Annotated in this window: 25 protein-coding genes; 7 read left to right on the top strand and 18 right to left on the bottom strand. The window is 59.7% G+C overall.

The annotated features are described in order from the left end of the window. Positions 1–2 precede the first annotated feature (2 nt). Positions 3–440 (bottom strand): metallopeptidase family protein, encoded by a 438-nt coding sequence (locus FHT82_RS20685; protein ID WP_183734551.1) that lies wholly within the window; start codon positions 438–440, stop codon positions 3–5. A 162-nt stretch (positions 441–602) separates the two neighbouring features. Here FHT82_RS20685 and FHT82_RS30425 point away from each other — a divergent pair, with 162 nt between their 5' ends. The 5 genes from FHT82_RS30425 to bfr all read left to right on the top strand — a co-directional run bounded on the left by FHT82_RS30425 (position 603) and on the right by bfr (position 7,416). Continuing rightward, the gene (locus FHT82_RS30425; protein WP_246698185.1) at positions 603–1,547 is read left to right on the top strand and encodes a hypothetical protein; all 945 of its coding nucleotides are present in this window, start codon (positions 603–605) and stop codon (positions 1,545–1,547) included. A gap of 40 nt (positions 1,548–1,587) precedes the next feature. Then, positions 1,588–3,006, top strand: a complete 1,419-nt coding sequence (locus FHT82_RS20680) for a DNA polymerase Y family protein (RefSeq protein ID WP_246698188.1) — start codon at positions 1,588–1,590, stop codon at positions 3,004–3,006. Beyond that, complete coding sequence (locus FHT82_RS20675) at positions 3,003–6,482, top strand: error-prone DNA polymerase (RefSeq protein WP_183734549.1); 3,480 nt, start codon at positions 3,003–3,005, stop codon at positions 6,480–6,482. Before FHT82_RS20680 ends, FHT82_RS20675 begins: the two co-directional genes overlap by 4 nt. Before the next feature lie 96 nt (positions 6,483–6,578). After that, on the top strand, positions 6,579–6,965 hold the full coding sequence (locus tag FHT82_RS30420) for a (2Fe-2S)-binding protein (RefSeq protein WP_081928573.1): 387 nt from the start codon (positions 6,579–6,581) through the stop codon (positions 6,963–6,965). Beyond that, complete coding sequence (bfr, locus tag FHT82_RS20665) at positions 6,931–7,416, top strand: bacterioferritin (RefSeq protein WP_007824799.1); 486 nt, start codon at positions 6,931–6,933, stop codon at positions 7,414–7,416. Before FHT82_RS30420 ends, bfr begins: the two co-directional genes overlap by 35 nt. Positions 7,417–7,504: 88 nt before the next feature. Here the strand turns inward: bfr and FHT82_RS20660 are convergent, their stop codons facing one another. The 6 genes from FHT82_RS20660 to rsfS all read right to left on the bottom strand — a co-directional run bounded on the left by FHT82_RS20660 (position 7,505) and on the right by rsfS (position 13,249). Continuing rightward, positions 7,505–8,038, bottom strand: coding sequence for an RNA pyrophosphohydrolase (locus FHT82_RS20660; protein WP_183734547.1), 534 nt, complete (start codon positions 8,036–8,038; stop codon positions 7,505–7,507). Positions 8,039–8,050: 12 nt separating this feature from the next. Further along, positions 8,051–9,250, bottom strand: coding sequence for a divergent polysaccharide deacetylase family protein (locus FHT82_RS20655; RefSeq protein ID WP_183734546.1), 1,200 nt, complete (start codon positions 9,248–9,250; stop codon positions 8,051–8,053). Positions 9,251–9,327: 77 nt separating this feature from the next. Next, the gene (locus tag FHT82_RS20650) at positions 9,328–10,650 is read right to left on the bottom strand and encodes a S41 family peptidase (RefSeq protein WP_183734545.1); all 1,323 of its coding nucleotides are present in this window, start codon (positions 10,648–10,650) and stop codon (positions 9,328–9,330) included. Continuing rightward, on the bottom strand, positions 10,640–12,049 hold the full coding sequence (locus tag FHT82_RS20645) for a murein hydrolase activator EnvC (protein WP_183734656.1): 1,410 nt from the start codon (positions 12,047–12,049) through the stop codon (positions 10,640–10,642). Before FHT82_RS20645 ends, FHT82_RS20650 begins: the two co-directional genes overlap by 11 nt. Positions 12,050–12,203: 154 nt before the next feature. Further along, complete coding sequence (gene rlmH / locus FHT82_RS20640; protein ID WP_183734544.1) at positions 12,204–12,686, bottom strand: 23S rRNA (pseudouridine(1915)-N(3))-methyltransferase RlmH; 483 nt, start codon at positions 12,684–12,686, stop codon at positions 12,204–12,206. 119 nt (positions 12,687–12,805) lie between these two features. Continuing rightward, a complete protein-coding gene (gene rsfS, locus FHT82_RS20635; protein ID WP_183734543.1) occupies positions 12,806–13,249 on the bottom strand; it encodes a ribosome silencing factor in 444 nt (147 codons plus the stop codon). Between the two features lie 209 nt (positions 13,250–13,458). Between rsfS and FHT82_RS20630 the strand changes: the two genes are divergently transcribed. Further along, positions 13,459–13,836 (top strand): winged helix-turn-helix domain-containing protein, encoded by a 378-nt coding sequence (locus tag FHT82_RS20630; RefSeq protein ID WP_183734542.1) that lies wholly within the window; start codon positions 13,459–13,461, stop codon positions 13,834–13,836. On the opposite strand, the gene modC is transcribed toward FHT82_RS20630, so the two are convergent. The 7 genes from modC to obgE all read right to left on the bottom strand — a co-directional run bounded on the left by modC (position 13,837) and on the right by obgE (position 21,109). Next, complete coding sequence (modC, locus tag FHT82_RS20625) at positions 13,837–14,907, bottom strand: molybdenum ABC transporter ATP-binding protein (RefSeq protein ID WP_183734541.1); 1,071 nt, start codon at positions 14,905–14,907, stop codon at positions 13,837–13,839. Next, a complete protein-coding gene (gene modB / locus FHT82_RS20620) occupies positions 14,904–15,605 on the bottom strand; it encodes a molybdate ABC transporter permease subunit (protein WP_183734540.1) in 702 nt (233 codons plus the stop codon). The genes modC and modB overlap by 4 nt, the downstream gene beginning before the upstream one ends. 75 nt (positions 15,606–15,680) lie before the next feature. Next, a complete protein-coding gene (modA, locus tag FHT82_RS20615; protein ID WP_183734539.1) occupies positions 15,681–16,472 on the bottom strand; it encodes a molybdate ABC transporter substrate-binding protein in 792 nt (263 codons plus the stop codon). Positions 16,473–16,963: 491 nt separating this feature from the next. Continuing rightward, a complete protein-coding gene (locus tag FHT82_RS20610; protein WP_183734655.1) occupies positions 16,964–17,584 on the bottom strand; it encodes a nicotinate-nucleotide adenylyltransferase in 621 nt (206 codons plus the stop codon). A 16-nt stretch (positions 17,585–17,600) separates the two neighbouring features. Further along, entirely contained in the window at positions 17,601–18,884 is a 1,284-nt protein-coding gene (locus tag FHT82_RS20605; protein ID WP_183734538.1) for a glutamate-5-semialdehyde dehydrogenase, read from the bottom strand. Beyond that, positions 18,877–20,046, bottom strand: a complete 1,170-nt coding sequence (gene proB / locus FHT82_RS20600; RefSeq protein ID WP_183734537.1) for a glutamate 5-kinase — start codon at positions 20,044–20,046, stop codon at positions 18,877–18,879. The genes FHT82_RS20605 and proB overlap by 8 nt, the downstream gene beginning before the upstream one ends. Then, on the bottom strand, positions 20,039–21,109 hold the full coding sequence (gene obgE, locus FHT82_RS20595; protein WP_183734536.1) for a GTPase ObgE: 1,071 nt from the start codon (positions 21,107–21,109) through the stop codon (positions 20,039–20,041). Before obgE ends, proB begins: the two co-directional genes overlap by 8 nt. A gap of 83 nt (positions 21,110–21,192) precedes the next feature. Here obgE and FHT82_RS20590 point away from each other — a divergent pair, with 83 nt between their 5' ends. Further along, a complete protein-coding gene (locus FHT82_RS20590) occupies positions 21,193–22,059 on the top strand; it encodes an endonuclease/exonuclease/phosphatase family protein (protein ID WP_183734535.1) in 867 nt (288 codons plus the stop codon). Positions 22,060–22,094: 35 nt separating this feature from the next. Here FHT82_RS20590 and FHT82_RS20585 read toward each other — a convergent pair whose 3' ends face one another. The 4 genes from FHT82_RS20585 to rplU form a co-directional block, all read right to left on the bottom strand. Then, complete coding sequence (locus tag FHT82_RS20585) at positions 22,095–22,682, bottom strand: GNAT family N-acetyltransferase (RefSeq protein WP_183734534.1); 588 nt, start codon at positions 22,680–22,682, stop codon at positions 22,095–22,097. Continuing rightward, positions 22,679–23,335: a GNAT family protein gene (locus tag FHT82_RS20580; RefSeq protein ID WP_183734533.1), complete on the bottom strand. Its 657-nt coding sequence runs from the start codon at positions 23,333–23,335 to the stop codon at positions 22,679–22,681. The genes FHT82_RS20585 and FHT82_RS20580 overlap by 4 nt, the downstream gene beginning before the upstream one ends. Positions 23,336–23,460: 125 nt before the next feature. Then, positions 23,461–23,730, bottom strand: a complete 270-nt coding sequence (gene rpmA / locus FHT82_RS20575; protein WP_113429721.1) for a 50S ribosomal protein L27 — start codon at positions 23,728–23,730, stop codon at positions 23,461–23,463. A 34-nt stretch (positions 23,731–23,764) separates the two neighbouring features. Next, a complete protein-coding gene (gene rplU, locus FHT82_RS20570; protein ID WP_007824851.1) occupies positions 23,765–24,082 on the bottom strand; it encodes a 50S ribosomal protein L21 in 318 nt (105 codons plus the stop codon). Positions 24,083–24,384 lie beyond the last annotated feature (302 nt).

Raw genomic sequence — 24,384 nt, 5'->3', positions numbered from 1 at the left:
GGTCAGCGTTCGGCCGCTTCTTCGGCGCTTGCCTCGATGCGTTCCATGTCATCGTCGCTGAGGCCGAAGTGGTGGCCGATTTCATGGATCAGCACATGGGTGATGATATCACCCAGTGTTTCGTCATTTTCTGCCCAGTAATCGAGGATCGGACGGCGATAGAGGCGGATGCGATTCGGCATCTCGCCTGTTTCCACGGTAAAGCGCTCCGAAATGCCGCGCCCCTCGAAAAGGCCGAGCAGGTCAAAGGGCGTTTCCAGCGCCATATCCTCGAAAACTTCGTCATCGGGGAAGTCTTCGATTTCGATGGTCAGATTGGTCGTCAGCTTGCGAAATTCGTCCGGCAGGTGACTGTAGGCCTCCATTGCCAGCGACTCGAAGGTGCTGATCGTCGGCGCATGGCGGTCTTGCCAATCATCGCTCTGGTCTATGCGGGCCATAAGTATTCCTTCCTTTGTCGGCCCATATAGAGCCTTTATCGCCGATTTTCGAGTGTGGAATCAAAGGCAGGAATAAATTCTTATGAAATGATCATTGACTCTTCATTAGAGCTCTGGAATCTATAAGAACATAACAGGAACAAGACGGATGGAGAGAACGCCATGGCGCAGACCGCCCTGGCGCGCGAGCGGCTTTTTGCGCTCCGCGAAACCATTGCCCGACTGGAGGGAAAACCCGCGCCGGCGCTTGCTGCGGCGGAACGGGAAACCCTGGCGGAAGGACGCGAGAGCCGTCAGGAGCACATTCTGCCTCGGCTGTCTTTTGGCATTGAACCGTTCGATAAGGCCCTGGAAGGCGGTCTGCAGCTCGATGCGATTACCGAGTTCCGCGCGGCGAGTTCCGGCGATGCAGGGGCGGCGAGTGGACTGGCGATGGCCATTGCGGCGCGACTGCAGAAGCAGGAGGAGGACACCGGCAGGCTGCTGCCGTTGCTCTGGATCGGTGATGCCGTCGGCACACTGGAGGCGGGTCGCCCCTATGCTCCGGGGCTGAAGGATTTCGGCCTGAAGCCGGAAAGGTTTTTCCATGCCGCGCCGCGCAAGCTGGAGGATGCGCTCTGGCTGGCGGAAGCGGCCATCGAAAGTGCTGCCTTCTCGGCCATCGTCTTCGAAGTGCGCGGCAATCCCTTGCATTTCGGCCTGACCGAAAGCCGCCGGCTCAGTCTCAGGGCACGCGCCGTCCGTCGTCCGCTCTTTCTCGTCCGCCAGGCCGGGGAGGAGGAGGCGAGCAGCGCTGCCTTCCGCCTACATGTCGAACCGGCGCCGTCTGACCTGCGGCCGCTGCCGGACGGATCGAAGCTTTCCGGCAGCATCGGCAATCCGATTTTCCGTCTCACGCTGGAGAAGAGCCGCAATCCGGCCCCGCTCTCCTTTCTTCTGGAGTGGAACCCCCATGAACGCGAATTTCTCCCCGTCGACGAACCAGGTTTCGCTCGTCCTCCAGGCGAACAGTCAGCGCATTCTGGCGCTCAGCTTTCCGCATCTGGCGACGGACCGCATCGCGCGCAAGCGATGGGGTCTGTCCTGGCGTTCGAAAGGGCGTCCTGAAGCGTCACCGATCGTCTGTTCCGGCAAGCTCAACAATGCCATGCGGCTGACGGCGCTGGACGAGTTCGCCGAGAAGCTGGGATTGAGGAAGGAACAGGGCGTTGCCGAAGCGCGCGCCATGTATCCGGCGCTCGATGTCGTGGAAGAGGATCCTGCGGCCGACCGCCGGCTGCTGGAAGCGATCGCCGACTGGTGCGACCGCTATACGCCGATGGTAGCGCTCGACGGTAAGGACGGGCTGTTTCTCGATATTACCGGCTGTGCCCATCTCTTCGGCGGTGAAAGCGCGCTTCTCAAGGATATCCTGTCGCGGCTCTTCCATATGGGGCTCGATGTGCGCGGCGCGATCTCCTCATCGCCGGGTCTTTCCTGGGCCGTCTCCCGCTTCGGACAAGGCGTCGTCGTGGAGGATGAGGAGAGTGAGCGTATGCTGATGCCGCTGCCCGTCGCGGCCTTGCGGCTGGAAGGCCAGACTGTCGATGCCTTGAGGAAGCTCGGCCTCAAATATGTCGGCGACGTCATCCATGCGCCACGGGCGCCGCTGACCCGCCGCTTCGGGCCGACACTGCTGCTGCGCCTCGATCAAGCACTGGGACGCGAGGAAGAGCCGATCTCGCCCCGGCGTCCCGTCGCCAGCCTTTCGTCCGAACGCCGCCTGGTCGAGCCGATCGGAACGGAAGAACAGATCCTTGCCGTCACCGGACAGGTTGCCGTGTCACTGAAACCGTCACTGGAGGCGCGAGGCGCTGGTGGAAGGGTGTTCGAGCTGGTGCTGTTTCGCGTCGATGGCAGGGTTTTCCGCATTTCCGTCGGCGCTTCGCGGCCAATTCGCGAACCGAAGCTCGTCGCAGGGCTGTTTTCCGAACGGCTGCAGGTTATCTACGACGATATCGATGCCGGCTATGGTTTCGAGATCCTGCGCCTGAACGTGCTGCGGCATGATCCGTTCAATGATGCGCAGGGCGATTTCGAAGGCGATCGGCAAGGGGAAATCTCGCTTTCGAGTTTTGTCGACCGTGTTGCGGCGCGGCTTGGCGCGGATTGCCTGCAGAGTTTTCAACTTCGCGAGAGCCACGTGCCTGAACGCGCTGTAATCACGGTGCCGGCAATGGAAAGCCTTCCGGCTCGGGGCAAAACAGAGCAGGGCCACGCCCTCCCTTTCCGCGAGGAGAGGCCTCTACGGCTCTTTGCAACGCCCGAGCCTGTCGAGGTTGCATTTTCCGAAGTGCCTGACGGTGCACCGCAGACTTTCCGCTGGCGGCGCATGCAGCATCAGGTCGCAAGAAGCGAAGGGCCGGAACGGATCGCCATGGAATGGTGGATTGATGGCGACGATGTCCAGGCGCGCGACTATTTCCGGATCGAGGACGAGGTTGGCCATCGCTTTTGGATCTATCGCCGAGGTCTCTACGGTGAGGAGCCTGCTCCCCGCTGGTTTATGCATGGGGTTTTTGCATGAGGTCCGAACCCGCATTCTTCGAGATCGGTACGAGGACGAATTTTTCGTTTCTCGAAGGTGCTTCGAAACCGGAGGAGATGGTCGTACAGGCCGCCTGCCTGAAGCTCGGCGGCCTCGGCGTTGCGGACCGGAATTCGGTTGCCGGCGTGGTGCGCGCCCATGCGCAGGCACAGCAGCTTGAGGAGAGATACAGGAACAGGGATGCGATTTTAGCCGAGGCGAAGAAGAAAGGAAAAACGAAGATCATTCTTGATCCTATCCGGGTTCAGCCGGGCGCCCGCCTCGTTTTTTCGGATGGAACACCTGATGTCCTTGCCTATCCGCGCAACCGGAAAGGCTGGGCAAATCTCTGCCGCCTTCTGAGCGCGGGCAATCTGAAGGAAGAAGCGGTCAAGGGAACCTGTATCCTGACGGAAGCAGAGCTTATGGAATGGGGCGACGAGATGATGCTTGCCCTCGTCCCGGATCGGGCCGTCGTGAATGATCCGAACCGCCAGCCTGCTCTTGAAGAATATCTGGAACGGTTCCGAAAACGGTTCCGCAAGGCATTTTTCATGGTGCTGTCACCAGCCTATGACGGCTGCGACCGGCAGGCTTTTGCAGTACTTGCCATGCTTGCCGCCCGCAACCGGGTACCTCTGATTGCGACTAATCAGCCGCTCTATCACCATCCAGAGCGTCGGCCACTTTCGGATGTCGTGATCGCAATTCGGGAGCATGTGGAGATATCGGAAGCCGGGTTCCTTCTGGCGCCCAATGGAGAGCGGTATCTCAAGGATTCACGTGAAATATCCAGGGTCTTCCGGGATTACAGAGATGCGGTCGAGAATACGCAGTTGTTTTTCAGCAAGCTGAGTTTTTCGCTGAACGAGCTGAAACACAATTATCCCCCTGAAAACGATCCAGGTGAAACGCCACAGGAAACTCTCGTGAGGCTGACGAGAGCGGGTGCGCTAATACGCTATCCTGATGGCGTTCCGGAGAAAGTGGCCAAGCAGATCGACTACGAGCTAAAGCTCATCGGCGACAAGAATTACGCTTCCTATTTCCTGACGGTTTACAAGATCATTCATCATGCTCGTTATGAGCTCAAGGTTCTCTGCCAGGGACGTGGTTCGGCCGCCAATTCTGTTGTCTGCTACTGCCTTGAAATTACGGAAGTTAATCCTGAAAAATGTACCCTCCTTTTCGACCGTTTCATTTCGATGGATCGCCACGAGCCGCCGGATATTGATGTCGATTTCGAGCATGAACGGCGGGAAGAGGTTATTCAGTCCATATATAAAAGATATGGCCATGAGCATGCCGGTCTGACGGCTGCTGTTACCAGCTATCGTACCCGTTCGGCAGGCCGTGAAGTCGCCAAGGCCTTTGGTCTGTCGGAAGATGTACAGTCGGCGATCAGTAGTCTCGTCTGGGGGTGGTCGGAGGATAATCTCTCGGAGCGGGACGCGAAGGCGGCCGGCCTCGATATCAAGGATCCGGTGACACGGAACGTACTGAAATATGCTTCCGAGCTTTTGAGTTTTCCCCGTCACCTTACCCAGCATGTCGGCGGGTTCGTCATCACGCGGGACCGGCTCGATGAGGTGGTGCCGATCATGAAGACGGCGATGCCGGATCGCTACATGATCGAGTGGGACAAGGATGATCTCGACAATGTTGAAATCCTCAAGGTGGACGTGCTGGCGCTCGGTATGCTCACTTGCCTGCGACGAGCTTTCACGCTGCTTGAGCTGCATTACGAAGTAAAGAAGACGCTCGCCGATCTCGGCCATAAGGAGCATGGAAAGGAAGGTGAGGCGGTTTATAGGATGATGTGGCGAGCGGATACGCTTGGTGTCTTCCAGATCGAAAGCCGGGCGCAGATGAGTATGCTGCCGCGTCTTAAGCCCGATAGATTCTATGACCTTGTCATCGAAGTTGCCATTGTCCGGCCTGGGCCGATTCAGGGCAACATGGTTCATCCCTATTTGAAGCGTCGGGAAGACAAGAAAAAGAACATTCCGATCAAATATCCCAGCAAGGAACTGGAAACGGTGCTCGAGAGAACGCTTGGAGTTCCGCTGTTTCAAGAACAGGCTATGCAGATCGCCATCACCGCGGCAGGTTTTGCGCCTGCCGAGGCAGATCGGCTCCGACGGGCGATGGCGACCTTCAAAAGGACCGGCACGATCGGTAATTTCGAAAAGCGGTTCATCGATGGCATGGTCGAAAAGAATTACGACCGCGAGTTTGCGCAGCAATGCTTTAACCAGATCAAAGGTTTCGGCGAATACGGATTTCCGGAGAGCCATGCCGCTTCCTTCGCACTGCTCGTCTACGCCTCCTCATGGCTGAAGGCCTATTATCCCGATGTCTTTTGTGCGGCGATGCTGAATTCGCAGCCGATGGGCTTTTATGCGCCGGCTCAACTGGTGCGGGATGCACGTGAGCATGGGGTGAAAATCCTGCCGGCAGATATCAATCTGTCGAATTGGGAATGCACTCTGGAGGAGGCGGCTTTCGAGCCGGCAGCGATCGATTTCCGTCATGGCGAGATGCGAGAGGTCATCAAGACTCGTCATGCTGTTCGGCTCGGCTTTCTGCAGATCAAGGGCGTTTCCTCTGACGATATGGAGCAACTCGTGAAAAATCGCGGAGAGGGTTATAATTCGGTACGTGATCTCTGGCTGCGCTCCGGCCTGCAGAAATCTGCTATCGAACGGCTGGCGGATGCGGATGCCTTCCAATCCATCGGGCTGTCACGACGCCAGGCACTCTGGGCGGTTCGGGCGCTGGATGTGAAGAGTGCGACTGAGGAGCTGCCGCTTTTCGAGCAGGTCCGCCATATCGATCTTCAGCCCGAACCCCAGGCGAAGCTGCCGGACATGCTGCCGGGAGAACAGGTTATCGAGGACTACCGCTACCTGTCACTGTCGCTGAAGGCCCATCCCGTTTCCTTCCTGCGGGAGGAGCTACGCAAGGCAGGCGTGACGCGCAATGTCGATCTGCTACGCGTCGCGAATGGGAAGCGGGTCACGATCGCGGGGCTGGTGTTGGTGCGCCAGCGGCCGGGCTCTGCCAGCGGCGTGATCTTCATGACGCTGGAGGACGAGACTGGTGTTGCCAATGCGATCGTCTGGCCGAAAATGTTCGAAAAATACCGATCAGTCGTCATGGGAGCGCGATTGGTAAAAATCGTCGGCCGGCTGCAGAGCCAGAGTGGTGTCATCCATACTGTCGTCGAACATATCGAAGATATGACTCCGCTGCTCGGCATCCTTCAGCGCGAGGCGAGACGTTTCGGTGTGAGCGAGCGTTCGGACGAGGTGTTGCGACCGACGCAAGATCATCGGCAGCAGAAAAAAGCTGATGCACTGGCAAGGGATGAATTGGTCAGAAGGATCGGGGATGGACGATCGCCGGAGAGGGCGAGGGATGGCGATCTCGCCGAGACCGCAAGTGTCATGCCGCGCGGGCGCAATTTCCACTGATGGTCCCTAGTATCCGGGAAAGCGATTTTTCTTAAGGACTTAAGCAGAAGCTCACCGGGATGTGACGTTTGGCGGCAGAACAGTGAACGGGTTCGGTTGCGAATTTTCTTGACAGTTCCTATCTTCTTTTGCAGAAAACACGATAGTAAGTGTCATGTTTGGAATGAAGACGTGCTCGTCTGCAGTTGCAATTACATAACCGACAAGGAAATCCGGGACGTCATCAACAATCTTCTCGATGAAGATTGCTGGCAGCTGATCGTGCCTGCGAAGGTCTATCACGCCATGGCCAAGCGCGGCCGTTGCTGCGGTTGCTTCCCGAACGTTGTCGATATCATCATCCAGACAACCGAAGATTATCATGCCCGTCGCCACTCGACGGAGACGGAAATATTTGATTTCATGTCCCGCTTGAAACAATTCCACGAGGAAAACAGGAGAGCGGACATTGAAAGGCGACAAAAAAGTCATCGAGCGGCTTAACGAGGCCCTCTTTTTAGAGCTCGGTGCAGTCAACCAATATTGGGTTCACTATCGCCTTCTTGAGGATTGGGGTTACACCAAGCTCGCCAAGAAGGAACGCGCCGAATCGATCGAGGAAATGCACCACGCCGACCGTCTGGTCGCGCGCATCATCTTCCTCGAAGGCCATCCCAATCTACAGACGCTTGCGCCGCTCCGTATCGGTCAGAACGTCAAGGAAGTTCTGGAGGCCGATCTTGCCGGCGAATATGACGCCCGCACCGCCTACAAGAAATCGCGCGATATCTGTCATGACGCTGGCGACTACGTTTCCATGAAGCTTTTCGAAGAGCTGCTGGCAGACGAGGAAGGCCATATCGATTTCCTTGAAACGCAGCTCGAACTGCTCGAGAAGATCGGCGAAGCCAAATATGGTCAGCTCAACGCAGATTCGGCCAACGAAGCCGAATAATTCGCCATCGGCAATCCTATCTCAGCCGGCCGCCTTCAAAGCGGCCGGTTTCATTTCGGAACGCATTGATGACAGCTTCGGTCGATGCTCAATCTTCCGGGATCAAGCCGGAAAGGTGGCTGAATTCCGCCACGACCCGTTCATAGACGGCGCGCTTGAAGGGAACGATCAGGCCGGGCAAGTCTTCCATCGGCTTCCATTCCCAAGCGTCAAATTCCGGCTCATGGCCGCCGGGCGGCGGGTTGATGGCGATCTCACTTTCGTCGCCCTCGAAGCGGAAGGCGAACCAGCGCTGTGTCTGGCCGCGGTACTTGCCCCTCAGCCCGATGCCGATCAGCTGTGGCGGCAGGTCGTAATTGATCCAGTCCTTAGCCTCGGCAAGCAGGGTCACGGTCCGGATGCCGGTCTCTTCGTAAAGCTCGCGATAGGCCGCCTCCAGTGGGTCTTCACCCTTGTCGACGCCGCCTTGCGGCATCTGCCAGAGTTGGGGCGAACCGTCATACTCCGAATTACCGTCGGGAATGCGCCGCCCGGCCCAGACGAGGCCCTCGCGGTTGAGGATCATTACACCGACGCAGGGGCGATAGGGCAGGTCCTCGGCTTTTACGGTCGCCTGGCTCATGGTTTTCTCCGCTCAGGGATTCTTGGGGTCGTTGACGAGCGCTGCGACGCCGACAATCTCGATGCCGCGCATGGTCGCTTCCTCGCTCCATTTGGAGATCGCGTCAATGCTCTCGTCGAAAGCCGAGGCAACACCGATCGCCTGGCCGTTGCGGCGGGCGATGCGCTCCAACTCATCGAGCTTCTGCAGGATGGTGTTCACATCGACCTGGCTGTCCAGTTGCAGGTCGGCGAAAGCGTAAGGAAGCTCCGTGCCTTTGGCGACCGCAGCGGTCTTGGATTGCGCCGAAGTGCCATCGTCAAGGAACAGCAGCCCGCGCTTGCCGATATCCCGCATGACCGGTTCCATGGCCTTGGGATCGGAGAGGAAACGTCCGCCCAGATAGTTCATGATGCCGGTGTAGTTGGTGATTTCGCCCATGGCCCGATGCAGGCTTTCGAGGTTGCGCGCGACGGGCTTCGACGTCAGCAGCGTATCCGGCCCTGGATCATTCGCTGGGTAATCAAATGCCTCTAGCGGCACCTGCAGCAATATTTCGTGACCACCACGGCGGGCATCCTGCATCCAGCGTTGCAGGCTGTTGCCACTGGCGGCAAAGGCGAAGGTAATTTCTTCCGGCAATTGCTTGATGGCGCGCTGCGTGCCGGTCTGGCTGAGACCGAGGCCGCTGAGGACGATCGCGATGCGGGTGCCGCGCGTGCCGGACCATGGCCGCGCATATTGATCCATCGGCCGTCGGCCATCGGGACCCGTGATCGGCAGCCGGCCGAAGGGCGTTTCTTCGAGCAGATCGTCGTTGGGGATGGCCGCCATGCGGGGATCCTGGCCCTTCTGCATGGCATCGACCAGAACCGGGCCGCTGCTGTCGCGCGGGCGGGGGCTGTACTTGGTGATGACCGAGCCATCCCCGGCCACCATGCGCTCCACGTTGGCACCCGAGGTTGGCTCTGAACGCGGCATGCCATTTACTGCCTGATTGCTCGACGTTGACGGTTGCTGAATTGTGTCGGTCGGCGGCGCGGCCGTGGTATCCGGCAATGCCGGAGGCTTCGACTGTTCGAGGCCATCACTACGAAATGCCGTGTAAAGGGAAAAGCCGCCGATCGCGACAAGGCAGAGGCTCGCGGCGATCTGCCCGATCCGCAGCACGCTGGGGCGCTTGCGCGCGGCCTTGCGGTTGCGGCCTAAAGGTGCATGCAGGTCCGTTCCCAATTCCTTGCCCGCTCCAAAACCGGGAAACAGCAGAAAACCTCAAGGCCGGGCGGGTGCCCGGCCTTGAGAACGATGAATTACTTCGCGACGACGGCCTTTTCCGGGTCCGGCGGGAATGACGCGTCGGTCTTCTTGCCGCGCAGCAGGTCGAGTGCATAGTTGAGCTGCACGTCGTCCTTCGGATCCGGCGGCACGTAGGCGACAGAGCCCGAACCTTCCTCAGTCTCGCTCTGGCCCTTAATGTGGCCGCGCAGGGCGGATTCGCCCTCGGTCACCATCTTGCCTTGGAGATCGGCCGGAAGGGGCTCTTCCACCTTGATGTCAGGTGTGATGCCGGTGCCCTGAATCGAGCGACCCGACGGCGTGTAGTAAAGCGCGGTCGTCAGGCGCAGCGCGCCGTTTTCGCCAAGAGGAATGATCGTCTGGACCGAGCCCTTGCCGAATGAACGCGTGCCGAGAACTGTGGCACGGCGCAGATCCTGCAGAGCGCCGGCGACGATTTCCGATGCTGAAGCCGAGCCGCCGTTGATGAGGACGATCAGCGGCTTGCCATCCGTCAGATCGCCCGGGCCAGCGTTGAAGCGGCGGGTCTCGTCCGGATTGCGGCCACGGGTGGATACCACTTCGCCGCGCTGCAGGAAGGCGTCGGAAACATTGATCGCCTGATCGAGCAAACCGCCGGGGTTGAGACGCAGGTCAAGGACGAAGCCCTTGAGCTTGTCGGCCGGAACGGTCGCCTTGATCTTCTGGATCGCCTTTTCGAGGTCCGGATAGGTCTTCTCGGTGAAGGAGATGACGCGCAGGTAGCCGACATCATCCTCAACACGCGACTTGACCGCCTGAACGGCAACAACGTCACGTACGATCGTCAGTTCGATCGGCTTGTCGGCGCCCTTGCGGATGAGCGTCAGCTTGATCGGCGTGTTGACGGCGCCACGCATCTTTTCGACGGCGTCTTCGAGCTTCAGGCCGCGAACAGACTGGCCGTCAATTTCCGAGATATAGTCGCCGGCCAGAACGCCGGCCTTGGCAGCCGGAGTGTCGTCGATCGGAGTGATGACCTTGACGAGCTCGTCCTCCATCGTGACTTCGATGCCGAGACCGCCGAACTCACCCTTGGTCTGGGTGCGCATGTCTTCGGCGTCCTTCGCATTCATGTAGCTGGAATGCGGATCGAGGGAGGAGAGCATGCCATTGATGGCACTTTCGATCAGCTTGTCCTCGGCCGGCGGTGTTACGTATTGCGCACGCACGCGTTCGAAGACGTCACCGAATACCGAAAGCTCCTTATAGGTCGATGCTCCCGCCGCCTCTGCAGGCACGCCTGCGGAGTAAATGACGCTCATCGCGGTCGCGCCCATCAATGCGCCGACCAGAACAAGAGAAGCCCTACGAATCATTGCGTGCCTTTCCAGTGTCTTTGGCGGTCCACCACGGTCGGGAATCGACCGGTTTACCGTCCTTTCGAAACTCAATGTAAAGCGTTGGCCGATCTGTTTCCAGCGCCAATGCTGTCGCGCTTGCCACTCTTTTCGCACCCATTACGGCGAGCGGCTCGCCTGAGAAAACGAATTTCCCTTGACGGGTGCTGATGGTATCCATGCCTGAGAGAACCAAGTGATATCCGTCGCCAGCGTCGAGGATGATCATCTGGCCATAACTGCGGAAAGCGCCGGCAAAAACCACCAGCCCGTCAGCAGGGGCCGTCACCACCGTTTCCGGATTGGTCGCGACCGTTATTCCCATGGCCTCGTGTCCGGTGCCGTCGGCATCGCCGAACTGGCGCAGAATATCGCCTGCCACAGGCAGCTCCAGTTTCGCCTTCAATTCTCCGAAGGGATATGCGGGCGCAATGCGGTTTTTATCAGGCACCCCGCTGTCGGCCAGGGCCTTTGCCTGGGCGCGCTGTTCGTCGGTCAGGAGCTTGCGGTTCTCCTCCGCCTGCCGGGCGGCGGCCGCGGCGTCGCGCACCGAGGCGATTTCCGTTTCCATCGAAGCGACGAGGCTTTCGAGCGTCGTTGCCTTGCTTGCCAGTTCCTGAGACCGCTGCTTTTCGGCTTCCAGTTCGGCGGCATTGGAGCGGCTCAGCTTGTCGTTTTCGGCAAGCAGCAGGTCCATGCGGCGCTCCTCCTCCAGGCTGTTTGCCATGGTGGTGGTCAGGCCTTCCTTCTCCTTGGCGCTTGCCGTCTGCAGTGCCGAGAGGTCGGCAAGATCAGCCGCGAGCTTTTCGGTCTCCTTGCGGATGCCGGGAACCACGGCGCCGAGCAGAATGGCGCTGCGGACGGAAGCAAGCGCATCGTCAGGTGTCACGAGAAGGGCAGGCGGCGGGTTGCGGCCCATGCGCTGGAGGGCGGCAAGAACCTCGGCAAGCAGGCCGCGGCGTTCGTGCAGCGAGCGGCGGATGCCGTCTTCCTTGACGCCCAGCTCAGCGAGCTTCTTTTCGCTGTCGAGAATCTTGCTTTCGAGAGATTTGCGGCGCGTGGCGGAATCGATCAGCGCCTGGCGGATGCTCGCCGTGCTCTTTTCCAGATTGTCGATGCTGCTCTGAAGCTCTGTCACCTTGTCAGAGGAAAGGCTTATCGTCTTCGACAGCGTTTCCAGTTCGGTTCTCGTCTCGTCGCGTTTCTTTGCAAGTTCGGCAGCAGGATCAGGCGGCGGCTGTTCGGCAGTTGTCACCGGAGCGGCCGGTTCGGCAACGGTTGGTGGTGGCGGAGCATCCTGCGCCTGCACGGCAAAGGGGTTTCCCGAAATGGCAATGACGGCCGCGCCGAGCCCTGCGGCAACGGCCGGCAGGAACAGGCGGGATCGCTTGGGGGCAGCTCTCGTCATGCGTGTCGGGGTTTACTCGTTCAAATCGCCCGGAACCTAAGCTGATTTGGGGCTGTTGACCAGAAAGTTTGAAGGAGAAGGGGCCGGGAGGCAAAACACGGCTGCGTGACCATTTTCGGCGGTATCAAACACGATGATAGGGATGGCCGGAGAGGATAGTCACGGCGCGATAGAGCTGTTCGGCAATGAGCGTGCGGACGATCTGATGCGGCCACGTCATCTTGCCGAAACAAAGGGTCATGTCGGCTCGGTCATAGAGGGAAGGATCGAGGCCATCGGCGCCACCGATTGCGATCGTCACGTCACGCTTGCCCTGATCGCGATAGGCGCCGAGAAGATTGGCGAAAGCTTCGCTGTCCAGCGCCTTGCCGCGCTCGTCGAGAAGAATGAGAATGCTGCCGTCGGCGAGCGATTTCAGCAGCATGGCCGCTTCCTCGCGCTTGCGGGTCTCCGCGTTGGAGGCGCGGCTTTCGGCCACTTCGGCGATACGAGAGAACTCCAGGCCGACTGCGGGACCGGCCTTGGCAAAACGGTCGAAATAACGGGCCGCAAGATCCTTTTCGGGGCCGGACTTCAGCCGTCCCACCGCAAAAAGACCAATCCGCATTCATCCGCTCCTGCTATGCAGCGCTTTCGAAGCGCAATGTGAACTTTCCGGCCAGCCATCGAAGGCCGGCCCGGTCAGTTACCACGTCTCAGGCGGCGGACGAATGCCGGGCTGCCTGTTTAGTGCCGCGTTTGCTCGTCCATATCCGGAGCCGCCCACATCTTTTCGATGTTGTAGAATTCGCGGATTTCGGGACGGAACACGTGCACGATAATGTCACCGGTATCGATCAGGATCCAGTCGCCACCTTCCTGACCTTCGACGCGGGCAGTACCGAAGCCCTCGTCCTTGAGATCTGTCAGAAGATGATCGGCGATCGCCATGACATGCCTGTTCGAACGGCCGGAGACGACAACCATGTAATCTCCCAGCGCCGATTTTCCGGCAATGTCGATGGTGACGATATCTTCAGCTTTGGAATCCTCGAGGCTGACGAGGACGGCTTCCAGAGCACGGGCAGCGGCATCGGCGCCACGTTCCGCACCCTTCGGGACAACGGCGAGCGTTTTTCCCTTGGCGTGTACTGTTGTCAGTGCTTTTCCTTTCCTGGAATGACAAACCATGCACAACACAGATCCGGTGCAACCGGATCATAGTTAAGATAGGCATCAAACCATTAACGTTTCAAGACGCGGCGCAGCATGCGAGCGGCCGAAAACCGCATTTGGCGTCACGAAATCGAGATTTCGACCCTCGGTCGAGATGGAGGGGCTGTGTACAGCGCCGGCGGTCGAGCGTAAAGTGTCGACGACTTCTGCAAATTTCGACCGATATGACCGAAACCGCCAAAAATCCGCTCACACCCGTCCTGCGAATCACCTTTCCCGATGACGATCGCCTCGGTCACGGCAAGATGGAACTGCTCGAGCATATCCGCGAGACAGGTTCGATCTCGGCGGCCGGCCGCGCCATGGACATGTCCTATCGCCGTGCATGGATGCTGGTTGCCGAGATGAACCGCATGTTCAAGGCCCCGGTGGTGGAATCGCAGCGCGGTGGCCAGAAGGGCGGCGGCGCGGCGCTGACGCCGTTCGGGGAGGACCTGCTGGCACGTTTTCGCGGAATGGAAAAGACCGTGCGCGCCAGCCTAGCCGACGATCTCGCCTGGCTGCAGAACAACCGCAATCTGCAACACGAAAGCCGAGGCTGATCAGGCTTCCAGCGCAACCGTCTTGATGACGGCGAAGGCCGGCATGCCAGGCTGCAGGTCCAGGCGCTCGCAGGACAATGCGGTAATGCGCGAAAGCACGGCGTCGCCGGCGCAATCGAGGCGGATCTCGACGGTTCCATCCTCCGCCGGCGAAACCTGCGCTATGGTTCCTGCCAAAATGTTGAGTGCGCTCAAGCCCTTCGGCTTCCGCGTTGCCAGCATCACGTCGCGCGCGGGGATGCGGATGCGCACAGGCTTTCCAGCAGCCGGCGCGACACCCGGAACATAAAACCTGCCTGATTTCAGCAGGATCGTTGCTATCCGATTGGCCGGATCGACGCTTTCGACCATGCCTTCCAGCACGGCACCGGCTTCCTTCCTGTCTTCTGGGAGAAGCGACGAACGGCTGAGGACTTCCACTGCCGGGCCGGCCGCTTCGACCTTGCCGTCGCGCATGACGACGACCTGGTTGGCCAAGCGCGAGACTTCGGCAATCGAATGACTGACATAGACGATTGGAATATCCATCTCATCGCGCAGACGCTCGAGATAGGGCAGGATTTCGGCTTTGCGGGCCTCGTCCAGTGCCGCCAGCGGTTCGTCCATCAAGAGCAGGCGGGGCGAGGAAAGCAGCGCACGGCCGATCGCGACACGTTGCTTCTCGCCGCCCGATAATTTTGAGGGGCTGCGCGCAAGTAACTGGCCGATGCCAAGCAGGTCGACGACGTAATCGAAACTTTCAGTGCGTGTGGATTTCGGCGCGAACCAGCGGCCATAGGAGAGGTTCGCCCGGACGCTCAGGTGCGGAAAGAGCCGCGCCTCCTGGAAGACATAGCCGAAACGGCGCCTGTGACGGGGAATGAAGATGCTCTTTGCCGTATCCGTCAGCACCTCGCCATCGAGCAGAACGCGACCTTCGGCCGGTCGGGTGAGGCCGGCGATGATACGGATCATTGAGGTCTTGCCGGAGCCGGAACGACCGAAAAGCGCCGTCACACCGCGCTCGGAGGTGAAAGCGGCATCGAGTCCGAGGGCGCCGAGGCGATGTCTTGCTTCGACAATAAGTGTCATTCCGGATCGATCCTTCGGCCTGCGAGATAGGTGAGGAATTCCGAAGCGAGCAGGGCGAGCATGGAAATCACGATGGAAACAAGGGTGAGCCGCATGGCGCCGGAATCGCCGCCCGGCACCTGGGTAAAGGTGTAGATGGCGGCCGACAGCGTCTGCGTTTCGCCGGGGATGTTGGAGACGAATGTGATGGTGGCACCGAACTCGCCCATCGCTTTGGCAAAGCAGAGGATCATGCCGGCAATGACACCGGGAATGATGAGCGGCAGCGTGACTGTGAGAAAGACCCACAGCGGGCTCGCGCCAAGCGTCCCCGCCGCTTCCTCCAGGTTGCGGTCGACGGCTTCGATGGACGGGCGAATGCTGCGCACCATCAGCGGAAAGCCCATGACGCCGCAGGCAAGTGCAGCGCCCGTCCAACGGAAGGAGAGCACGATGCCGAGATATTGATCGAGCAGGCTGCCGATCGGGCCACGGCGACCGAAAAGGATAAGAAGAATGAAGCCGGTGACGACCGGGGGTAGGATCAGCGGCAAGTGAATGACGCCGTTGAGCAACGACTTGCCCCAGAAACGGCCGCGAGCAAGCAGTAGGGCAACGAGGATACCGAGCGGCAGGCTTGCTATCATGGCGACGAAGGAAACACGCAGGCTCAGCAGGATCGCCGTCCATTCCTCATCGCTCAAGCCGAACATATCCAAGCGTCATCTTCTCCGAAACATAGAAGGCCTGCCGAAGCGAGCCTTCACGCTAAGCTCTGGGCGCTAATTGCGCAATTATTTCAGGGTCGTGAAGCCTTGGGCAGCGAAGAAAAGAGCAGCCTTGTGCGACTTCAGGAAATCAAGATAGGCGAGGGCATCCGGGTTCTTGCTCTCGGCGAGCAGTGCGATCGGATAGATGATCGGCGGGTGAGAATCGGCCGGGAAAGTACCGACGATCGTGACGCCCTTATCGGCGGCGGCATCCGTCTGGTAGACGATGCCGTAGGGTGCCTCACCGCGGGAAACGAAGGCAAGTGCGGCGCGCACGCTTTCTGCATAGGCGACCTTGGTTTCTACGGACGTCCAGACGCCGAGTTTGTCGAGCGCCGCCTGGCCATATTTGCCGGCTGGAACCGACTTGGGTTCGCCCATGGCAAGCTTGCCGTCGCCGAGCAGGCCGGCGAGATCGAATCCCTGCTTGATTTCAACCGGCTTCTGTTTGCCGCTTTCGGCGACGAGTACGAGGCGGTTGCCAAGAAGGTTGGAACGTGTGTCCGGCTTGATCAGCTTCTTATCGGCGACATAATCCATCCAATTCAAATCGGCGGAAATGAAGACATCAGCCGGGGCAGCATTTTCAATCTGCTTTGCCAGTGCGCCGCTTGCCGCATAGGAGGCGACGGCCTCCTTACCGCTTTCCTTCGTCCAGGCGGCGTTGGCGGCATCAAGCGCATCCTTTAGGCTTGCGGCTGCAAAAACGGTGACCTTTTCGGCGGCTCCGGCAGGTGCGGAAAGCGCTGCTGCGCCAAGCCAGATGGCCGAAATCGCGGCGGTTGCCAGTTTCATCCAATGGCGGCGTTTGTGCATGATCTTCTCTCCGGGTTCGAAATATCTAGACGGATATAACGGCGAGGGAGATTTGGCTAGGGTTGCGTTTCATAAAATATAACGGCAGCGAACGGTGGTTTTCCCGCACTGCGTCCTCACGCATTCGTGAAGTGCATGGCTCACGGCGGACCGAAAATTACTGAGGTGAAATTGTGGCGATTCAGTTGGCAAATGGCAGGTCGAAAGGATGGCGGGATTGAATCGATCTGTTTTTGCTGATTAAAATGGCAACTGATGTCACCATATTGTCGCGAGGCTTGCATTCTACGCATTGCTGCAATGCACCTATATATATTCACCTTCTGAACAAATATGCTAAAACACAATCATCCGACGGCTTCTCCTCCTCCCATAGCCGTCCGATAGGATCGACAACACTCCTCCTCCCAGTTGTCGATCAAGTTTTAAGCCCGACGCACCTCCTCCCGCGTCGGGCTTTTCATTTTCGGCAATGTTCCAAACAAACTGATCTATTCCGCGGCTTTATGATGATCGCCATTGCGGATGGCTGTCGAGCTCAAGGTCGAGCGCGGGCCATGAATGAAAGTCCAGGCGGGCGCCGGCTTCTTCCAGAGAATGCGGGCATCGTCTTCGTCAATGCGGGCAAAGGCGAAGGTCTTTGCCATTTTCGACGAAAGGTAAGAGAGCGTCGAGCCCGGCCGGTCGATAACGGCGATCGGGAAGGTGCGCGCGATATTCTGCCACTTTTGCCAGCGATGGAAATTTTCCAGGCTGTCGGCGCCCATGATCCAGATGAAATGCACATGCGGATTGCGTGCCTTCACGCGGGCGAGCGTGTTGGCCGTATAACTCACGCCAAATGACTGCTCGAAGGCTGTGACCTTGATATGCGGATCGGTAGCGATCGCCTCGCTGCGTGCGATGCGCTCCGAAAGTGGTGCGAGATGGTTGCGGCTCTTCAGCGGATTGCCCGGCGTCACCATCCACCAGAGCTGATCGAGCCCCAGGCGGCGGATGGCGATCTCGGCGACAAGGGCATGGCCCTCATGCGGCGGATTGAAGGAGCCGCCAAACAGACCGACGATCATGCCGCGTTCGCTATGCGGCATGCGGAGATAGCGCCGGTCCATCTGCTCTGTGGTCACGTCAGGGCCGCGTCTGTCCAGTGCCGCGAACGCGGTATTTGAAGGAGGTCAGCTGCTCGACGCCGACGGGGCCACGCGCATGCATCTTGCCGGTGGCAATGCCGATTTCCGCGCCCATGCCGAATTCGCCGCCATCGGCAAACTGGGTGGAGGCGTTGTGCAGGAGGATGGCCGAGTCGATCTCTGTGAAGAAGCGTTCGACGACTTCAGGGTTCTCGGCAAGCACGGCTTCGGTGTGATTGGACGAATATTTCTGGATATGGTCGATCGCGCCGGAAATGCCGTCGACGACGGCAACGGAAATGATGGCATCCAGATATTCGGTCGACCAGTCTTCTTCGGTTGCGGGCTTCAAGCCGGGCACGACCTTGAGAACGGCAGCCGAAGCGCGAACCTCGCAGCCTGCTTCAGTCAAAACCTCGATCAATGGCTTCAGATGCGTGCCGATGGCGGCACCGTCAACGAGCAGGGTCTCGGCTGCGCCACAGACACCGGTGCGGCGCATCTTGGCATTGACGATGATGTTCTTCGCCATTTCGAGATCGGCGGAAGCATCGACATAGATATGGCACAGGCCCTCAAGATGGGCGAAAACCGGCACGCGCGCCTCGCTTTGCACACGGGCAACGAGGCTCTTGCCGCCGCGCGGCACGATGACGTCGATTGCGCCATCAAGCCCGCGCAGCATGGCACCGACGGCGGCGCGGTCGGTAACCGGTACCAGCTGGATCGCATGTTCCGGCAGGTCGGCTGCCTTGAGGCCCTCGACCATGCAGGCATGGATCGCGGCTGATGAACGGCGCGAATCCGAACCGCAGCGCAGGATCACGGCATTGCCCGCCTTCAGGCACAGTGCGCCGGCGTCGGCCGTCACGTTCGGCCGGCTCTCGAAGATGACGCCAATGACGCCGAGCGGCGTGCGGACACGCTCAATCTTCAGGCCGTTCGGGCGATCCCAGGCGGCGATCACTTCGCCGACGGGATCGGCAATGGCGGCAATGGCGCGGATGCCTTCGGCCATTTCTGTGACACGCTTGTCGTTCAGCGTCAGGCGATCGATGAAGGAGGCGAGCATGTCCGTACCCTCTACATCCTTCAAATCCCTAGCATTTTCCGAAAGGATATGGGCCTTGTTCGCCAGGATGGCATCTGCCATGGCGTTCAAAGCTTTATTCTTGGCGTCGGTTGGAGCAAAGCCCAATGGTCGCGCGGCGGCCTTTGCCTTGCGGCCGATGTCGTTCATCAGCGCGTCAATGTCCGGGCTCTGCGCAACTGTATCAAGCATAGCTTGCGTCCTTCTTCTGCCTTTCCGATTTCGAACCGATCTGCGCAGTCATCACCATATCGTCACGATGGACCATGGCGGCGCGGCCGGGATAACCGAGGATCGCCTCGATCTCAGCCGATTTACGGCCGGTGATCTGGCGGGCTTCCTCCGCGTCGTAACCGACGAGCCCACGGGCGATCTCGCGTCCGGAGGGAGCGATGATCGCGACCGTGTCGCCGCGAGAGAAATTGCCGGAGATGCTGCGCACGCCTGCCGGAAGCAGGCTCTTGCCGGCGCCGAGCGCCGTGACGGCACCTTCATCGAGATGCAATGCGCCGGCCGGCTGAAGCTGTCCGGCAATCCAGGTCTTGCGGGCGGTAACTGGCGTGCCTGATGGTGCAAACCAAGACGAGCGCGCGCCCTTTTCGATTGCTGAAAGGGGACTATCAGGCTTGCCTGACGCGATGATCATGGCGCAGCCGGAGGTCGTCGCGATCTTGCCGGCATCGATCTTGGTGCGCATGCCGCCGCGCGAGAGTTCGGAGGCGGCGCCACCAGCCATGGCCTCGATCTCGGGGGTGATTTCGGCAATGGTTTCCAGGAATTGTGCATCCGGATCGAGATGCGGCGGCGCGGTATAAAGACCGTCGATATCGGAAAGAAGGATCAGCAGGTCGGCGCCGGTCATCGTGGCGACACGGGCAGCAAGGCGGTCGTTGTCGCCATAGCGGATTTCGCTGGTCGCGACCGTGTCGTTTTCATTGATGATCGGCACGGCGCCGATCTTCAGAAGCTGGTTGATGGTGGCGCGAGCGTTGAGGTAGCGGCGGCGCTCTTCGGTATCGCCGAGTGTCAGCAGGATCTGGCCGGCGACGATCTCGTCGCGCGAAAGGCTTTCCGACCAGGCTCGTGCCAGCACGATCTGGCCGACTGCCGCTGCCGCCTGGCTTTCCTCCAGCTTCAGCGCGCCGGAGGGAAGATCGAGCACCGAGCGCCCGAGCGCAATGGCACCTGACGATACCACGAGGACATCGACGCCTTTGGACTTCAGCACGGCGATATCGGCGCACATGGCATCGAGCCAGGCTTTCTTCAGGCCGGTCTTGCGGTCCACCAGCAAGGCCGAGCCAATCTTGATGACGACGCGGCGATAGCGGTCCAGCGGTTTACGGCTACTCATCCGCCTCGTCCTCGTCGCTCAGGATCATGTCGCGATGGCGCAGCTTCGGTGTCTTGGCCGGCTTTTCTTCGGTATTGGCTTCGACGATGATGTCGCGCAGCGCGCGCAGCACCTCGGTCATTCCCTTGCCGGTGACGGCGGAAATCAAGAAGGGTGTCTTGCCGCAGGCCTTGGCGAGTTCCTTGGCCTTTTTCTTCAGGGTCGCATCGTCGAGTACGTCGATCTGCGAGAGCGCGACGATTTCCGGCTTGTCGACCAGGTCGTTGCCATAGGCTTCGAGCTCGTGCTTCACCGTCTTATAGGCCTTGCCGACCTTTTCCTCCTGGGCAGAGACGAGATGCAGCAGTACGCGCGTGCGCTCGACATGGCCGAGGAAGCGGTCGCCGATGCCCACGCCCTCATGCGCGCCTTCGATGAGACCGGGAATATCTGCAAGGATGAATTCCCGCTCGTCGATGGTCGCGACACCGAGGTTGGGGTGCAGCGTCGTGAAGGGGTAATTGGCGATCTTCGGCCGGGCGCGGGTCACCGAAGCGAGGAAGGTGGACTTGCCGGCATTCGGCAGACCGACGAGGCCGGCATCGGCAATCAGCTTCAGGTGCAGCCAGATGGTCTTTTCTTCGCCCTCCAGACCGGGATTGGCCCAGTCCGGCGCCTGGTTGACCGAAGACTTGAAGTGGGCGTTGCCGAAACCACCGTTGCCACCCTTGGCGAGGCAGAATCGCTGGCCTTCTGCAGTGAGGTCGCAGATCAGGGTTTCCTGATCCTCTTCAAAAATCTGCGTGCCGACGGGAACCTTGAGCGTTACGTCATCACCGTTGGCGCCGGTGCGGTTCTTGCCCATGCCATGCATGCCGACCTTGGCCTTGAAGTGCTGTTGGTAGCGAAAATCGATCAGCGTGTTGAGGCCGTTGACGGCCTCCACCCAGACGTCGCCTCCGCGTCCGCCGTCGCCTCCGTCAGGCCCACCGAACTCGATGAATTTCTCACGGCGGAAGGAAACGCTGCCCGCGCCACCATCACCCGACCGGATATAGACCTTTGCTTCATCGAGAAATTTCATTTTACTTCCAGTACTCAGTGCGTTTGGGCGACCCCTCTTGGCCCATTCGATATAGGCGGTTCAGGCGGAGGTCAAAGAATATCGTGATTTTTGCGAGCTATAACATACAGTACGGCTTCGGTCTCGATGGCAGATACGATCCGGAACGTATCGCCAAAAGTCTCGAAGGCGCCGACGTCATAGCTCTGCAGGAGGTGACGAGAGGCTTCGTCCGGAACGATTATGCCGACATGCCGGCCGCGATCGCGGCCCTGTTTCCCGACCATTTCTGGGTCTATGGTCCGGCCTGCGACATGCATGCCGTGGCGCCGGAGGGCCAGGTTTCTCCGCTGCGCGGCACCCGTTTCCAGTTCGGCAACATGGTGCTGTCGCGCTGGCCCATCCTGTCAACGCGAACGCTGCTTCTGCCGCGCAGTCGCACGGTAGAGAAGATCAATCTCCAGCGCGGTGCCACGGAAACCGTTATTGCCGCACCAGGCGGCGCGATGCGGGTCTATTCCGTTCATCTCGACCATGTTTCCGCCGACGAGCGCATTGCGCAACTTCACCATCTCACCGACCGCATCAATGCCTTCGTTCAGGAGGGCGCGTCGCTGAGTGGTGCCCACGAATTCGAGCTTTCCGAGCCGCCGCTGCCGGACGATTATGTCATTATGGGCGACTTCAACATGGAGCCGGAATCGCCGGAATATTGCGCCTTTGCCGGATCCGTCGACCGGTTCTACGGCCGCACGGCGCGGATCGGCACGCCCATCGACGCCTTTGCGGAGCTCGGAGCCTATAAGCCCGGAAGCTACAGCTGGATGGATCCGAAAGATCACGGCAAGCGCATGCATCTCGATTATTGCTTCGTCAGTTGCGGCCTCAAGGACCGATTAAAATCCGCCGTCATCGACACGGATTCCCTGGGTTCCGACCATTTTCCCCTGCGGGTCGAGATCGGCGATTGAGGGGACGCCGCCAATTCAGCGGCGTCCTTCCGATGTCAGGCAACCTGTCTCTGTTGAAGTGCGCCAGGCTGAAGCACGGTTTCGATATGGGCGACCATGGTATTGCGGGCGAAAGAATAGATTTCGCTGCAGCCGGTCATCCGGAAGCCGAGCTTTTCCTGAAGCCGAAGCGAAGCAGGGTTGTCGGCAAAGACGCCCGAATGAACCGGCACATCAGGCATACGCCGCGAAAAGCGCTCCAGTGCGGCTTCCGTGGCCTCGCTCATATAGCCGCGCCGCCAGTAGTAGCGGTTCAGCCAGTAGCCGAGGTGCCAGCGACCATGACGAAGTTCGATCGACACATTGCCGATATGGACGTCGTCACTGCCTGTTATCGCCAGAACCCAGTCCGGCATTACGCCAGATGTGACCGGAACCAGCCAGTCCAGCGCATCCTGCCGGTCGTAGGGGGCGGGGACGCGGGCCAGCATTCTGGTGACCGCGAAATCGGAAAGCGATTCCGCAATCGCCGGCGCGTCGCTCAGCCTATGGGGGCGGAGCGTCAGCCTTGCCGTCGTGATGACCGGCACAGGGCCGGGCATCATGGGCTTGGTCTTGGGCCTCTGCAGGACAACGGCGTTCATGAGATTGCCCCCCAGCTTCTCAGCGACATCCAGGTCTTGCGGTCGAGCCGGTACCATTCGACCGGCACGTTGCTGCCGAGCGCCAGCGAGGCGGCAAGGCCGGATCCCTGGAACTGGAAGCCGCACTTCTGGATGACGCGGCGCGAGGCAACGTTCATGACCCGGCAACGGGCATCGATCTGCTCGACCTGCTGCCGCGTCCTGAACACCATGTCGACGAGCGCATGGCAGGCCTCGGTCATATAACCCTGGTTCCAATAGGGCTCACCCAGCCAGTAACCGATCTCGACAGTCCTTTCATCGGTATGCGGCTCCACTCCGCAGCAGCCCATGAAGGCGCCGTTCTCGGCCTTAGTGATGGCATAGACGCACTTGCCAATCTCGCCATTTCGCGTACGCCAAACAAAGTCGGCGGCATCATTGGCGGTATAGGGGTGCGGCATACGCGATACCATGGTGGCGACTTTGGCGTTGTTGGCGAGATGGGCAAGGGCGTCAATGTCTTCTTCATGGGGCGCGCGCATGACGAGCCTTTCCGATAACAAGACAGGGCAATCGGTCCTTAACCGCTCCGGCCTCAGCCGTTCCATGGAAGACCGCCGGTCTTCCCGGGGTGACCGTGATTGGTCGACCCTCATCAATTCGCCTTGCATGTTCAGTCCTCCTGTTTGGACAAAGAAAAAGGGGAGATGGCGCCCCATCTCCCCTGTTTTCTGGACTGAACCTGGTATGGCCAGCCGGGTCGATGAGACGCCGGCTGTTTTTGAGCGCTACCGGCTTATTCCGCTGCTTCCGCTTTCGGCATTACAGACACGTACACGCGACCATTGGCCTTCGTTCGGTAGTCCACATTGCCAGCCGTAAGCGCAAAAATAGTATGATCCTTGCCGAGGCCGACATTGGCGCCCGGATGCCACTGCGTACCGCGCTGGCGAACGATGATGTTGCCGGCTACGACGTTCTCGCCGCCGAACTTCTTCACGCCGAGGCGCTTGGATTCGGAATCGCGACCGTTGCGCGAGGAACCGCCAGCTTTTTTATGTGCCATTGGAGTTCTCCTTTAAACCTGAAACCCGTTGATCTTACTTGGCGGCCACGATGTCCGTGATACGGACAACCGTGTGATGCTGGCGATGGCCGCGCGAACGCTTCGAATTCTGACGACGACGCTTCTTGAAGGCGATGACCTTCTTGCCGCGGGTCTGGTCGACGACTTCCGCCTTGACGGAGGCGCCGGCTACGAAGGGCGCACCGATCGCTGCGTCGGCACCTTCGCCGATCACGAGGACTTCGGTGAATTCAATGGAGTCGCCAGCGGAGGCTTCAAGCTTCTCGATGGTCAGCACGTCATTGGCTGCCACACGATACTGCTTACCGCCGGTCTTGATGACTGCGAACATTATTTTATCCTTTCATGTTCGATCCAGCTCTCCCCGCTACAGGCAGGTGGCTGTCTTCTTATCAGTCGAAGTTAAGCAGGGATTTCAGGGAACTGGCCCGGAACTCTGGTCTGCCGGTGAAACCCCGCGCGAGCGCGAGGCGGGCAAGGGGCGGAATACTCCACTCCTATTGCGAAAGCGGGATACGCGAGTGACAAAAAGGTGTCAAGGCAAAAGGATGGAAAAGCTTGAGATTTCGGCTTGCCAGTCTGTCATTTGCTCGTTATGAGAACGCCCGCGCCGAACAAGCGCCGACCAAGACC

Origin of the sequence: Rhizobium sp. BK275 (assembly GCF_014193555.1) — a bacterium.
Taxonomy (GTDB): domain Bacteria; phylum Pseudomonadota; class Alphaproteobacteria; order Rhizobiales; family Rhizobiaceae; genus Rhizobium.
Note: the sequence above shows the minus strand (reverse complement) of the source record. Positions and strands in the feature narration are given on the sequence as shown.